The sequence below is a fragment of the Silvibacterium bohemicum genome (genome assembly GCF_001006305.1).
Taxonomy (GTDB): domain Bacteria; phylum Acidobacteriota; class Terriglobia; order Terriglobales; family Acidobacteriaceae; genus Silvibacterium; species Silvibacterium bohemicum.
In genome coordinates this window covers 35721-49331 of record NZ_LBHJ01000003.1, presented here as the reverse complement: position 1 = coordinate 49331, position 13611 = coordinate 35721, and the positions used below count along the sequence as shown (strand labels likewise).

The following is a 13611-nucleotide window of genomic DNA, read 5'->3' as shown; positions in this document are numbered from 1 at the left end:
GCACCCTGTCCGCCTACAAGGCTAGCGCAAAAGGGCAAAGAGAATGCAAAAGGATTGTTAATTCGAAAATTATCGGCTCGTGCAGAGAAAATGCATGAGATTCATTTGTCCATTGACGCGGCTCGCATGAACTCGATCAACGTAATCGCCTATCCATCTCCCCGCTTTTCTCCGTCACATGCGCCGTCATCAACAATTCCTGCCGAAAGTGCGCATAAACGGAAAGCCCAGCAAGGCAAAACCCTCATGCCTACAGACTTTTACGGCGGCAATTGCTATACTCGCTTCGTCCCGTCCGATTCGCGCCCCTTTTTTACGCGTCGCAAACTCCGGGAGTCGTGAGTCCGGCTTGGCCACCAATTCGTTAATCCTCTGCATCGACGACGAAGTACTGGGCCTGCAGATCCGAAAGGTCGTCCTGGAGCGCGCAGGTTATCAGGTCCTGACGGCAGCCGACGGCGAAAGCGGCCTCAATCTCTTCGAAAAATATGCCGTCGATGCGGTGATCCTCGATTACTTCATGCCGGGAATGAACGGGGGCGAAGTTGCCGTCCAGATGCGCCGCGCCCGGGCCAACGTCCCCATCGTCCTTCTTTCTGCATATATCGACCTTCCCACCGATGTCGTTCGGTCGGTAGACTCTATCCTGATGAAAGGCGACGGCCCGGGGATATTGATGGAAAAGGTTCAGGAATTGCTCGCTTCACCAGGATATGAGGGGAAGGGACGGTGAATCTGGCTGAATTCAGGCACATCCTTCGCCAGACGCTGTTCTTTCCGGTCCTCCTGGTTCTCATCCTCGGTTGCTTTGTTCTCTGGCAGCTCCGTCAGTCTTCAAATGCCTTTCGCGCGCTCGACCTGAGCGACCAGATCAACAACCAGATCACCGAAATCCTGAAGGAAATCATCGATCAGGAGACCGGCCTGCGCGGTTACCAGCTGACCGGCAATCCGGTGATGCTCGACCCGTATCATCAAGCGTCCAAAGTGCTTCCGCAGGAATTCACCGCACTCGATTCCCTGCTTCCCAAGCGCCCCAAGCAACATCAGAGGCTGGAAGTGCTGAGAGATCGCTATCAGATATGGCTTGCCTTTGCCGAGAGCACCCTCGCCAAGCCGAAGAACTCCCTGATCGACGCCGCCTCCGATGAGCGCGGCAAGGGCCTGATGGACGCGGTTCGCGCCACCAGCTCCGAGATGCTGGATGCCGAGAAACGTGCCCGGCGCATCCGCCTGGCTGCCATCTTCGCCGTGGAGCGGCAGGAGTTCGTCACCATCGTCAGCGCGTCGCTGGTGATCGGCCTCTTCCTGGGACTCTTCACCCGCAATCGCCTGCACCTGGTGTCGCGAACCTATAACAATGCTTTGCAGGAGCTGCACCAGCGATCCGACGAGCTCTACATCAGCCGGCAGCGCTATCTCACGACGCTCGAATCCATAGGCGACGCGGTGATCGCCTGCGACGTCAGCGGGCGCGTGCAGTTCATGAACGTCATCGCCCAGACCCTAACCGGCTGGACCAGCGCCGAGGCCATGGGCCAGCTGCTGCAGGATGTCTTCTACATCGTCCATGAGGAAACGCGGGAGATCGCCGAAAACCCCGTCGACAAGGTGCGCCGTCTGAATCATGTGATCGGACTGGCCAACCACACCGCGCTGATCTCGCGCCAGGGCAAGGAATACATCATCGACGACAGCGCCGCGCCCATCCGCAATCCGGAAGGCGAGATGACCGGCATCGTTCTGGTCTTCCGCGACGTCACGGAGCAGAAGAAGACCCAGGCCGCGCTGGTCGCCGGAGAGAAGCTGGCCGTCGCCGGCCGGCTCGCTGCCAGCATCGCCCACGAGATTCACAATCCGCTGGATTCAGTCGCCAACCTGCTCTTTCTCCTGGCCGGCGATACCGACCCCGCGATGCGCGCCGAACACCTGCAGCTCGCCCAGCAGGAGCTGGGTCGCACCATGCAGATCAGCCGCACCATGCTCAGCCTCTATCGCGAGCCGAAGGCCCCGATTCTGGTCGATCTCAAAGAGCTGATCGATGGCGTACTGCTGCTTCTGGACCGTCGACTGGCACTGCAGAAGATCGAGGTGGAGCGGGACTTCACCGCGCCGCTCATCGTTCAGGGCTTCCCCGCGGAGCTTCGCCAGGTCTTTACCAACCTGATCGTGAATGCCCTCGAAGCGGCGGGCAATGGCGGACGCATCCGCATCCGCACGGAGCAATCCCCGTCCGAGGAACTGCGTCCGGCGGGCGCGATGGTGGAAGTTGCAGATAGCGGCCCCGGAGTGCCGGACGACATCGCGCACAACCTCTTCCAGCCCTTCTATACCACCAAGGGCGAGCAAGGCACTGGGCTGGGACTCTGGGTCAGCATGGGCATCGTGCAGAAGCACGGAGGCATGATTCAGATCGACAACGGAACTCCCGGCGACGCCCTCACCGGTGCTCACGTCCGCGTCTATCTGCCCAATCAGACCCTGGCCAACGCCGCTCGCCGCTCGACGGCTCATCTGGACTAAAGCAAGGCGCGAGACCAGCTACATCGACTGCACAGGAAGCAGAGTCAGGTCCTCGACCAGTCCGATTTCCTTTTGCACGAACGGTTCGGCATAGCGAACCCCGGCCAGTAATCCGTAATGCCGGGCGACCGAGAAGGTTCGCTCGCGAATCTCTTCCTCTGGAACGAAGAGACCGCTCCCCGTCTGCTGATCTTTATATTGCGATGTGTACGCCATCAGGGATTTGTGGCGATCCTCGATATGCGCCGAGATATCGACTACAAAGCTCGGCCGGACGTCGGCATACAAACTGGCGTACAGGATTTTAAACGGCCGATGCGGCGCAGTCCCCGTCTCCAGCTTGGCCAGACCGCTAAGAAAACAAGCCTCGTAACCTAGCGTCGCTGAGTTGTAGTGGTCGGGATGGCGCCCCGCCCAATACGGTAGGATCACGACGCGCGGCCGCACCCGCCGCAGCACTTCGACGATCTTAAGACGGTTGTCGTAGGTGTTCTCCACACGGCCGTCCGGAATATCCAGCGCGCCGCGCCAGCTCACGCCGAGAATCTCCGCCGCCCGCTTGGCTTCGGCTTCGCGGTCGGCAGCGCTCCCGCGGGTTCCCGCTTCTCCCCGGGTAAGATCAAGGATCGCAGTCCGAATCCCCATCGATTTCATCTTGAGCAGCGTGCCGCCGCAGGTCTGCTCCACATCGTCGCGATGAGCGGCGATGGCCAGAATATGAATATTGATATCGGCGGTCGGCGGCTCGGTAATCTTTGTGGTCACCGTCTGTTCCTTGTGCAGAAGTAAGGTGCAGAGAAAAGGCGCGACCGCAGTAAACGATCGCGCCCGGGAATTGCCGTTACTGAGAAGACTCAGTAGGTCGTGTTGTCGCTGTCGCTTGCGCCGTCCATATAAGCCACATCCGCGGCCGTACCGCTCACCGAAACGTTGGCGTTGCTGCGCTCCGAGCCGTCGGCGGTGTTGTAGATGTAGACCTGCCCGCCTTCGGCCGTATAGACCTTATCCAGGCCGGTGATCGCGGCAATGCCGGTCGCGTCTCCCTTATAGGAATCGAGCAACACAGAGTTGGTCGACGTGTTGAACATGGTGAGACAGCCGTAAGCAATGTTTGCACCCGCCTGCACCTGCTTGTAGCGCTCGCCCAGCTGGCACTGCGCGGAGCCGATCCACAAAGTATTCTCGTCGGCGAAGACCATCTTGTTATGGGCACCGTCGCTGATCGAGTAAGTCCCGGTGAGCTGGCCATTCTCGGTGTTCAAAACACTCAGGTTTCCCGCGAAGAGGCCATCGCTCTGCAGCTGCTGCCCGGCAAGATACAGGGTGTTGCCACTGAAGTTGCCGTTGGTCACCCCGCCCGGAATCGCAATGTTGCTTTGCGCTACCAGCGCAATGCCGCTGCCGCCAGTGACACCGGTATTCAGTGCTGCGGGGAGGAGCGGAATGGTGGTTACGCTGGCAGTCGTGCCGCCGCACTCGGGTCCGCAATTGAGTATGTATGCCGTCGAACCATCCGGCGAGAAGAGCGCCTTCACGGGATGATCGAAGCTCGCCGAAGCGCCGGTGCTCACCGGGAAGAGGCAGAACTGGGGCAGATTCTGCGGTTCGCAATCCTGCGCGCCCAGGTAGTAAGGGTTATTGATGGCTGCGGTGCTCTGCGCTGCGGTCAAATGGACCACGCTGAAGACACTGAATTGGCCATTGGGAGCTCCGCACGGAACCGGAGGAGTTCCGCTGGGATCTTCGCCAGGATTGTCCGTCGGATTAGCCACGATGCAGGACGAAGTGCCGGCCGCCTGCGTCGAATTCTGCACAAAGACCAGCGCGACCGAGCCGCCCGGATTCACAGACACCGTATAGGCGTTCGGCAGGTACAAGAGCGCCGACCTGCCGCCGGCGATGTTAACCACCGACACAAAGTGAGTCTGATCGTTGGCGGCGTAAACGAAGTCTCGCGCGCGATCGATGAAGACGCTGGTCGAGAGTCCCCCGGGAATCGCGACCGGAGAGCCGGTCTTCTCCGTCGCGTAGTTCACCAGCGTGTAGCTGCCGTCGCCCGCGCCATACACCGCGCCCGTTTGTTCTTCAGGCATGTTCTGGATGGTCAGCGGCAAAGCCCCCGAAAATCCGCTGATCGAAAATGCCGGAATCAGATTGTTGAAGCTATGGCGGATATCGTAGAAGGCATCCACGAAGGGCAGTGCGCCCTTGCTGGCGATGCTGGGATTCTGCTCAGCAATGAGCACCCGGTTGAGCAGGCCGCTGGGAGGCAGGTTACGCCCGGCAAAGAATTGGTTCTGACCGCAGGAGATGATTAAGGATGCTGCGCAAAACATTGCTGGAATAGCAAATAAAGCCGATAGACTTCTTCTCTTCAAAACGCAAAACCTCTCGAACCTTGGGAATGGCCAGTATAGCAAAGCGCCCAACTTGCCCGGTTATCAATTGTCCCGCATGAACGACGCAGACGCGCCACCGCCGTCGTCTTTGCACTCTTCTTCCTATATAGACTGAGACCCGCTTTTTTTAGATAGTTTCGCGCCCTGCGATTCTTGCGAATCTCCCGCGCAATGTGCCGGTTGCGAAACCCCGGCAACTGGCAATCGATCATTCCCTGGCATACCATGAAGGAAAGGATTCCCAGTTCATGACCGACCGTATCCGAGCAATGTTTGGCGAACGCACCATCCTCTGCGACGGTGCGATGGGCACCACGCTGTACGCTCGCGGTGTCTTCATCAACCGTTGCTACGACGAGCTCAACCTCTCGCAACCGGACCTGATTCGCTCCGTCCACGACGAATATCTGCAGGCCGGCGCCGAAGTGATCGAAACCAACACCTTCGGAGCCAACTCCTTTCGCCTGCTGCGCTACGGTCTGCAGGACCAGGTCTTCGACATCAACAAGGCGGGAGCTCAGATCGCGCGGCAGGCCGTCGAGCAGCTGGCCGACAAGCAGGCCGGCAAAGCCTGGGTCGCCGGCGCCATCGGCCCGCTGGGGGTTCACCTCGAGCCGCTCGGCAAAACCGGGCTCGACGAAGCCCGCGCCGCCTTCGCGGAGCAGGTCCGCGGCCTTAAGGCCGGCGGAGTCGACCTGCTGGTCATCGAAACCATCGTCGCGTTGAACGAAGCCGAGCAGGCCATCAAGGCCGCGAAGGAAGTCGCGCCCGAACTGCCCATCCTGGCCATGATCACCGTCGACGAGGAGTCCAATTGCCTCGACGGAGCGTCCCCCGAAGTCGCCGCAGCCCGCCTGACCGCCTGGGGCGCAGACATCGTCGGCACCAATTGCAGCACCGGACCCGCCACCATTCTCACCACCCTCGAAAAGCTCGCCGCCGCCACCAGCCTGCCCCTGGCCGCCATGCCCAACGCCGGCATGCCCCGCGCCGTCGACGGCCGCAACATCTATTTATGCTCGCCGGAGTACATGGCCAACTTCGCGCGCAAGTTCCTGAAGGCCGGCGCGCAGTTCATCGGAGGCTGTTGCGGCACCACGCCCAACCACATCCGCGCCATGAAGTCCGCCCTGCGTGCAGTCGATGCGCAAAAGGTCAGCGCGCACGGCACAGCCAAGGTCTCGCTGGTCAGCGAAACACCGCCTCCGCCCATCGAGCAGCGCTCCAAGATCGGCAAGCTGATTCATGAAGGAACCTTCGTCACCATGGTGGAGATCGTGCCGCCGCGCGGCATCGATTGCAAGAAGGAGCTGGAAGGCGCAGCGCTGCTCGCCGCCCGCGGCATCCACGCCATCAACGTGCCGGATTCGCCGCGCGCCTCGGCGCGCATGAGCGGGCAGAGCCTCTGCATCCAGATTCAGCAGAGCATCGGCGTCGAGACCATCCTCCACTACACCTGCCGCGACCGCAACGTGCTCAGCATTCAGAGCGATCTGCTGGGCGCGTCGTCGCTCGGCCTAAAAAATATTCTCTGCCTCACCGGCGATCCGCCCAAGCTGGGCAACTATCCCGATGCCACGGCGGTCTTCGATGTCGACGCCATCGGCCTCACGAATATCGTGCAGCGCCTGAATCACGGGCTCGATATCGGCGGCAACTCCATCGGCGCATCTACGGGATTCACCATCGCCGTCGCCGCCAACCCCGGCGTGCCCGACATCGATAACGAGGTTCGCCGCTTTGCCTACAAGGTGGAAGCCGGAGCCGAATACGCCATCACCCAGCCCGTCTTCGATCTCCGCATCCTCGAAGCCTTCCTCAAGCGCATCGAAAGCTTCCGCATCCCGGTTGTCGCCGGCATCTGGCCGCTGACCAGCCTGCGCAATGCCGAGTTCATGAAGAACGATTTGCGCGTCAGCGTGCCCGACAGCATTCTGTTACGCATGCAGCAGGCCTCGACACCCGATCTGGCGCGCGCCGAAGGCGTGAAGATCGCGCAGGAGATGCTCGCCGCCGCGATTCCCATGGTGCAGGGCGTTCAGGTAAGCGCCCCCTTCGGACGCTACGCGCTCGCCGCCGAAGTCATCGCCGACGTGCTGCCGAAGCAGCAGAACGCCGCAACCGCCAACCCAACAGTCGCCGGAGCATCGGTCACCGTAGCGACAACAGAAGTCAGTGGAGCAGCCGTTGGCAACGTTTGAAGATTCTCTGAAGCAACTCGAAACCATCGTCGGTCAGCTGGAGCGCGGCGACCTGCCCCTGGAGGATTCGGTAAAGCTCTTCGAGCAGGGCATGCAACTCTCCTCCGATTGCAAGAAGCAGCTCGAAGAAGCAGAAGGCAAAGTCGAAATCCTGATCAAGCAGCGGGACGGCTCCATGAAACGCGAAGCCTTCGCCCCGCTGGCCGCGCCTAAATAGGTCAGTTGATCGAGCGGCCCTTTTGCGAGCCAGCGCCCGAATCGACCCAATAAACCTGGATCAAGCGTCCATCTAGAAAACGAAAATCCTTGTCAGCTGTGATGAGAGGCAGACCGGCATGGAGCGCTGTTGCCGCTATCCACATATCGTTTTGTCCCATGTTGTGCTCGCCACCCGGAGCGCTGCTACAACTCTCCTCCACTCGAACATACGCCTCAATCATCGCGCTGTTATCGATATTCACGGTAACAACCTCGCCAAGTGCAATAGCCAGCGCGGCTAATTTTGATTCTTGCCATTCGTGCCGGCGAGCCAACACGCGCAGTTCTCCATGGGAAACAATCGATACTAGGTGGCGGTAGTACGCTGCCCTCAAACCGAAGGCGCGATCAATCGATTCGCCGAGTTCTCGCCCGCGGATCAAATTCAATATGATGCTTGTATCCAGCACATAGCTCTGAGGCATAGGGAATGATTAGTGTCTTAACTCTTCCAGCGCCGCAAGCAATTCCTGGTCTGTCTCAGTTCCGGGCCAGCTTCCGAAAAAAGCACTCACCCCGTTCTTAGAGGTCTGCGTTTTGCGATCTTGTCTCGGCTGATGGGTAAGGGCAAGCGGGACATGCGAAAAAGCTGTGCGCCCTTCGACGGTATCGACTATTTCCTGAGCATCAATGCGCAGCAGCGTGCCGGATGGTCTATAAACAGCTTTGCCGAATATCGTGATCTCTCCGCCGAAATATCGCTGCAGCAAATCAGGATCCCCATCGCTGAGAATTCCCCGAACTTCCGTACCATCGGCCAACAATAACCCAAATGAGCGTGTACTGTGACGCACCATGTCCAGTTTGCCGACTACTCGAACCTGCCGCGGAGTCGGAGTCTGGTCGCTCAACACGAGAGCATTCTTGGAAACCTGCTCATCGAATATGTCTGAGTCATCGCCTACAGGAGATCTCGTCGGAAATCGTATCGAGCGAACATCTCTCCGGAATAGCTTGTCCCAATGGCTCAGATGCCTGAGCAACGGACGGTCGTAGAGATCGCTAGTTGTTTCCTGTCTGCGAACCACTTGGCTCACTTTTCCGATCAACTGGATTGCTGTATCCTCGGGCGACGCGACTCCGGGCCAAAGCGGGGGTTGATCGAAGATCTCCGGTACGGCATCTCCGAGCCGCGGGGCCTTCACGTGCAAAATCGCTCTTCCACCACGGTCACTGAATCCGAGGGTCCGGACATCAGAAGCCCGCTCGAGCCAAGCGGGAGGAGCCCCCACAGACGCACTCGTGCCTTGCAGCGCCATACGCACACATGGACGCGCGGTTTCTTCTAATCTCCGCAACAGGGACGCGCTAATTGGTAACGGAATATCCGCGCCATAGGGAATTGCGGTGTCCACAGCAATCTCTTGTTCAATGTAATTCAGCACCGGGAACCTCCCTGGATGGCGTGCGGATATTATGTAGGCATTTCAGCATACGCCTTGCGGTATAACGTATATGCAATTTCCAGTTGAATCTTATATCTAACCCTACTCCGGTTACCGGCAATATCTACGCTATCAAGGATCGACGACCGGTTGCCACTCATCCGCTGCGGCGCCTCTTCCCCTATTCGCATTCTCAACCGCCCCGCGAACAAACGCCACAATCTCCTCGGTCAACGACTCGGAAGGCCCCATAACAAACTGGGGCTTGCCTTCGAGCAGCTTGAGGCTCACGCTAGCCCAGCGAGGCACTAGCTCCACACCCGATCCGCGCAGCAGCACCGCATCGGCGCGATCCAGAAACAACCGTGCGGAATCTTTGAAATCCGCCGTCCCGTAATCGAGCACAGTGAGATAAAGATCCGGCTGCAGAAACTGGATCAGGCTGTTCGATTCGAGGATGGCATTCTCCGCCGTGGCCAGCTCTTTGCGAATGCGCGGCATGGCCTCGGCCAGCATTCCCTGCCGCGTCCGCACCCACAGCGAGCGAGCCGCACCGGCCGCGAGAAAGCGGGCGCTATCCGTGCCGGTATTGGGGTCGCGCTCCGCGCTGATGGCGATGGTGTGGTCGTCGGTCTGGCAGTCGCAGGGCGCGCCGTCAGCGGTGCAGAAGCCGTGGCCGTACTGCGTAATTTTGAAGGCCGTCCAGTTCAAGTCCCGGAGCCGCGAGATCAGGCTCGACACCACCGAGGTCTTCCCGATGTTGCGCGAGTGACCGCCGATGACGACGATAGCCACAGCTACTCCTGTTTCCCCGTTTTGTCAGTCACAGGCTTGCTCGCCGTCGCTTTACGCGCCGCGCTCTTACGCGGACGGGACTTCGACGCCGCTTCAACCGGCAGCGATTCTTCTTTGCGGCGGCGGGTGAGCCGCGACAACGTCGCCAGCTCCTTCAAATAATCCTGCAGCGGCCTCGCCGGTCGCCCCCAGAAGACCACACCCGGTCCCTTCACCTTCTTGTGCGTAAGCACACCCGACCCCGATCCGAGAATGACGTTCTCGCCCACGACTGCGTGATCGCCGATTCCCACCTGTCCGCCGACAATCGCATAATCGCCGATCACGCTCGATCCCGAGATCCCCGTCTGCGCCGCGATCACCACATGTTTACCGACCTGCACGTTATGCCCGATGTGCACCAGGTTATCGATCTTCACACCCTTAGCCAGACGCGTCTCTTCGAGTGCGCCGCGATCGACGGTGGTGTTTGCGCCGATCTCCACATCGTCTTCGAGGATCAGTCTTCCCTGCTGCGGAAACTGCGTGTACTCACCGCTCGCATGGTCGCGAACATAGCCGAAGCCGTCCGCACCCAGCACCGCTCCCGCATGCACCACCACTCGTTCGCCCAGCTCGACGCCGCTGTAGATCACCACGCGGGGATAGATGTGGCATCCACGTCCCAACTCCACCCCTGCTCCGACAATCGCACCCGCGCCAATGATCGTATCGTCGCCGATCTTCACTCCCGCTTCGATGACCGCATAAGCGCCAACCGAGATGCGGCGTCCCCGCACCACGCTGCCGTCGATGATCGCGGTCGGATGAACGCCGGTAGCATCTTGTGCTCCACGCAATTCGCGCGCGGCCAGAGCAAAGGCCAGGCGCGGCTGCTTCACCACCAGCAGCGGCTTGCCTGCCGCGCCTTCGGGAGCAATCTTCGCGGCCACAATCACCGCCGCAGCCTGCGAGGCAAGCGCATCGGAGAAGGCATTCGCATCTTCGGCAAAGACCAGGTCGCTCTTCGATGCGGTCTTCGCGCTGGCAACTCCGGTGATCTCCGGCAATGGCTCCGCGGGAGGCATACGAAGCTCGGCATCGAGCAGTTCAGCAAGTTGCATCAATCGCGCCATAGAATTTTCTCTGTCTGCCTATGCTCATTAACGAGGATAAAGTGTCGGCTCGCCTTCCGGCCGTGTCTTCCAGCGTCGATGAACCCAGAGCCATTGGTCGGGATATCGCCGGATATAACTCTCGATCACCGCCGTAAAGCGCGCCGTGTTTTCGGTTGCGTCCCTTTCGTCATCTCCGGTGGCGATCAATTCGATTTCGGGACCGAAGTGCAGCACATACTTCTGCTCCCGCTCCTCCCATAGCATGAACCCCGGCAGCACCGCCGCGCCGGTCTTGAGCGCTACCCGCGCCAGCCCGGACGCAGTACACGCCTGATGCGCGAAGAAGGGCACAAACACCCCCTGCGGAGGAGTCATGTTCGTATCCATTAGGATGCCGACCGTCTCGCCCTGGCGCATCGCACCCAGCAGTCCGCGCGCGAAATCGTCCTTGTGCAGCACCCGGTTGCCGTGCAGGCAGCGGATATGGTTCACCAGCCGGTCGACGCGCGCATTGTCCAGCCGCCGGATCACCATGCTCATCGGATAGCCCATCAGCGAGTGATAGTAGCTCGACAACTCCCACGCCCCGAGGTGCCCGGTGACGATCAGCACGCCCTTGCCTTTGGCTTTCGCCGCGAGGTAGTGCTCCAGCCCCTCATAGCGGACAAGATTCGCGGTATTTGCCTGCGTATAGCGCGGCATCTGGCAGAATTCGGCGAGCAGCCATCCCAAGTTGCGAAAGAGCCCGCGGAGAATAATTTCCCGCTCATCGGGTTTCTTGTCAGGAAAAGCCAACTCGAGATTGCGAAGCCCGGCCTGACGCAGCCGCCCCAGCAGAGACAGCGCCGCCGCACCCACTCCGGCGCCGAGCGCCCGCGCCCAGGAGCGAGGCAGCGCGCCCAGAAGCTTCACCAATAACCAGACAACCGCGTATTCCAATCTTTCTCGCATTACGGGAGGCAGCAACCCCCAGTGTAAACGCCAAACTTCGAGCCGAAGGGGACAGCATTTTCTTCACGCGACGAAAGACGCCTTTCTGCCTCGACGAGCGAGGGCTTCCGCTGGGCCGTCTTACTCTGAAGAAGCCTGAGATACTTTCCCAAGTACAGCTTCGCAGCAGCGAGGATGAGGGAGTGGGATGGTGGCAGCACACGACGACGAGTTGTCGCGGCTGGTAGAACAGCTGAATCGGAAGACAGTCGCAGCCAAGAGCAGCGACAGCACATCGCTCGATCAACTCCTGGCCATGGCCGTGCAGAGAAACGCATCGGACATTCTGCTCGTCGCCGGCTCGTCCGTCACACTCCGCGTCAAAGGCGCACTGGCTCAGGCTTCGGGAGCCCCGATGTCACCGGAGGACATTCGCGGCCTGCTGCTGCCTCTTCTCACCACTACTCAAGCTGAAGAACTGGCTAAAAACAAATCCCTCGACTTCTGTTTTCTTCACGGCTCGATCGGACGCTTTCGAGCGAACTTTCACTACCAGCGGGGCACGCTCGCGGCCAGCATACGGGTATTGCCGACGCAGATTCCCACGCTCGAGTCGCTGCATCTGCCGCCCAGCCTTGCCCACCTCGCCGAGCGGCGACAGGGTCTGGTGCTGCTCACCGGCCCCACCGGCTGCGGCAAGACCTCTACCCTGGCTGCGCTCATCGATCTCATCAATAGCCGCCGCCGCGATCACATCATCACCATTGAAGATCCCATCGAATATCAACATGCCAATCGCAGCTCGATCGTCGAGCAGATTCAAGTAGGTCAGGATACGCCGTCCTTTGCCCATGCGGTGCGCGCCGTACTGCGTCAAGACCCCGACGTGATCCTGGTGGGAGAGATGCGCGACAGGGAAACCATGGCCGCAGCTCTCACCGCCGCAGAAACCGGCCACCTGGTGCTGTCATCGCTGCACACCAACGATGCTTCGCAGACCATGTCGCGCATCCTCGACCTGCTGCCTACCGGCCACGGATCGCAGCAGCCATCGCAGATGCGGCAACAATTGTCGCTGGCGCTCGTGGCCGTGATCTCGCAGCAGCTGGTGGCCGCCGCCGACAGTGCGAACCGCTATCCCGCGCTCGAAATCATGATGGCAACTAGCGCCGTTCGTAATTTGATTCGCTCCGGCCAGGATCACCAGATCCGGTCCCATATCTCGACCGGACGCGCTGAAGGAATGATGACCATGGAGCAGTCTTTAGCGGAGTTGGTCCGTTCGGGAAGAATTCAGCGGGAGACGGCCATCGATCACTGCTACCACGTAGCCGAACTCAACCAATATCTAAGCGACTCCCCCCGATAGCCGCAGTCCGCGCTCGAGAAATACAGCCGCGATGCCACCCACAAATAGCTTTTAAGAGGCGGAGATGGCCTTCATATGCGGGGCGGTTTTACGGAGGGAGGGACTGGCTTCAGCCCGTCCATATCAGCCAAAAATGAAGTGCGGCTTTAGCCGCGGGCCAGGAAAGTTCCGCATCGCCAACCTGCTGGCGCAAGCTCGAGCCGGCAGACCCCTTACCCCGTCATTCTGACCACCAAAGAGAGGAAGAATCTCAGCGCTGTTCACCCTCCAACAGGGCTAAGATTCTTCGCTGAGCTCAAAATCACGCCTCAACAATAACGCCCTTCTGAAAGCAACTCCGCCTTACGAAGCCATTCCCCGCAGTTCCTGCTCGGCCCGCAGCCAATCCTGCTCCGCAAACCCGTCCTGCCATCCGCGCTCTGCCCAATACTTCCGGGCCAGCTCCGTTATCTCTTCGCGGGTAGGCTCAACGAACGAAGGCGCTGCCTTAATCTCCTCGACGTTATCCTTCTTGATAGCCTTCGTTTCGACCGCTTTCTCTGCGGTCTTGCGCGGCTTTGCGGGCGCCTTAGCTTTCTTTTCCTTGTCCGCCATTCCAAAAATCTCCTTCGTGGGTTCGCCGCCAACCTTGCAGGGGCCTCCCTCTTAGGATAC

General features: G+C 60.0%; 13 protein-coding genes. 5 read left to right on the top strand and 8 right to left on the bottom strand.

The genetic code is table 11. The annotated features are described in order from the left end of the window. The first annotated feature begins 349 nt into the window (after nt 1-349). Both XX99_RS05835 and XX99_RS05830 read left to right on the top strand, forming a co-directional pair. Nucleotides 350-733: a response regulator gene (locus XX99_RS05835; protein WP_050058465.1), complete on the top strand. Its 384-nt coding sequence runs from the start codon at nt 350-352 to the stop codon at nt 731-733. Next, on the top strand, nt 730-2523 hold the full coding sequence (locus tag XX99_RS05830) for a CHASE3 domain-containing protein (RefSeq protein ID WP_050058464.1): 1794 nt from the start codon (nt 730-732) through the stop codon (nt 2521-2523). Before XX99_RS05835 ends, XX99_RS05830 begins: the two co-directional genes overlap by 4 nt. An 18-nt stretch (nt 2524-2541) precedes the next feature. On the opposite strand, the gene bshB1 is transcribed toward XX99_RS05830, so the two are convergent. Both bshB1 and XX99_RS05820 read right to left on the bottom strand, forming a co-directional pair. Continuing rightward, nucleotides 2542-3288, bottom strand: coding sequence for a bacillithiol biosynthesis deacetylase BshB1 (gene bshB1 / locus XX99_RS05825; protein ID WP_231581164.1), 747 nt, complete (start codon nt 3286-3288; stop codon nt 2542-2544). Nucleotides 3289-3377: 89 nt separating this feature from the next. Continuing rightward, a complete protein-coding gene (locus XX99_RS05820) occupies nt 3378-4859 on the bottom strand; it encodes a hypothetical protein (RefSeq protein ID WP_050058463.1) in 1482 nt (493 codons plus the stop codon). Nucleotides 4860-5170: 311 nt separating this feature from the next. Between XX99_RS05820 and XX99_RS05815 the strand changes: the two genes are divergently transcribed. Both XX99_RS05815 and xseB read left to right on the top strand, forming a co-directional pair. Continuing rightward, nucleotides 5171-7123, top strand: coding sequence for a bifunctional homocysteine S-methyltransferase/methylenetetrahydrofolate reductase (locus XX99_RS05815; RefSeq protein ID WP_082125287.1), 1953 nt, complete (start codon nt 5171-5173; stop codon nt 7121-7123). Beyond that, complete coding sequence (gene xseB / locus XX99_RS05810; protein ID WP_050058462.1) at nt 7110-7340, top strand: exodeoxyribonuclease VII small subunit; 231 nt, start codon at nt 7110-7112, stop codon at nt 7338-7340. Before XX99_RS05815 ends, xseB begins: the two co-directional genes overlap by 14 nt. Before the next feature lies 1 nt (nt 7341). Here the strand turns inward: xseB and XX99_RS05805 are convergent, their stop codons facing one another. The 5 genes from XX99_RS05805 to XX99_RS05785 form a co-directional block, all read right to left on the bottom strand. Continuing rightward, nucleotides 7342-7806, bottom strand: coding sequence for a type II toxin-antitoxin system VapC family toxin (locus XX99_RS05805; protein WP_050058461.1), 465 nt, complete (start codon nt 7804-7806; stop codon nt 7342-7344). A gap of 9 nt (nt 7807-7815) precedes the next feature. After that, nucleotides 7816-8232 (bottom strand): hypothetical protein, encoded by a 417-nt coding sequence (locus tag XX99_RS27090; RefSeq protein WP_156185819.1) that lies wholly within the window; start codon nt 8230-8232, stop codon nt 7816-7818. 666 nt (nt 8233-8898) lie between these two features. Then, a complete protein-coding gene (locus tag XX99_RS05795; RefSeq protein WP_050058459.1) occupies nt 8899-9561 on the bottom strand; it encodes a hypothetical protein in 663 nt (220 codons plus the stop codon). Nucleotides 9562-9563: 2 nt separating this feature from the next. Continuing rightward, the gene (gene lpxD, locus XX99_RS05790; protein WP_082125286.1) at nt 9564-10676 is read right to left on the bottom strand and encodes a UDP-3-O-(3-hydroxymyristoyl)glucosamine N-acyltransferase; all 1113 of its coding nucleotides are present in this window, start codon (nt 10674-10676) and stop codon (nt 9564-9566) included. Between the two features lie 27 nt (nt 10677-10703). Continuing rightward, nucleotides 10704-11597, bottom strand: coding sequence for a lysophospholipid acyltransferase family protein (locus tag XX99_RS05785; protein ID WP_311732218.1), 894 nt, complete (start codon nt 11595-11597; stop codon nt 10704-10706). Nucleotides 11598-11796: 199 nt separating this feature from the next. Here XX99_RS05785 and XX99_RS05780 point away from each other — a divergent pair, with 199 nt between their 5' ends. Next, on the top strand, nt 11797-12957 hold the full coding sequence (locus XX99_RS05780) for a type IV pilus twitching motility protein PilT (protein ID WP_221302393.1): 1161 nt from the start codon (nt 11797-11799) through the stop codon (nt 12955-12957). Nucleotides 12958-13299: 342 nt separating this feature from the next. On the opposite strand, the gene XX99_RS05775 is transcribed toward XX99_RS05780, so the two are convergent. Then, nucleotides 13300-13551, bottom strand: a complete 252-nt coding sequence (locus XX99_RS05775; RefSeq protein WP_050058457.1) for a DUF2934 domain-containing protein — start codon at nt 13549-13551, stop codon at nt 13300-13302. Nucleotides 13552-13611 lie beyond the last annotated feature (60 nt).

Excerpts from the sequence above, each read along its gene's own strand:
- XX99_RS05805 (WP_050058461.1), bottom strand. The coding sequence starts at position 7,806 with ATGCCTCAGAGCTATGTGCTGGATACAAGCATCATATTGAATTTGATC.
- XX99_RS05780 (WP_221302393.1), top strand. The coding sequence starts at position 11,797 with ATGGTGGCAGCACACGACGACGAGTTGTCGCGGCTGGTAGAACAGCTG.
- XX99_RS05815 (WP_082125287.1), top strand. The coding sequence starts at position 5,171 with ATGACCGACCGTATCCGAGCAATGTTTGGCGAACGCACCATCCTCTGC.
- lpxD (WP_082125286.1), bottom strand. The coding sequence starts at position 10,676 with ATGGCGCGATTGATGCAACTTGCTGAACTGCTCGATGCCGAGCTTCGT.
- XX99_RS05775 (WP_050058457.1), bottom strand. The coding sequence starts at position 13,551 with ATGGCGGACAAGGAAAAGAAAGCTAAGGCGCCCGCAAAGCCGCGCAAG.
- XX99_RS05820 (WP_050058463.1), bottom strand. The coding sequence starts at position 4,859 with ATGTTTTGCGCAGCATCCTTAATCATCTCCTGCGGTCAGAACCAATTC.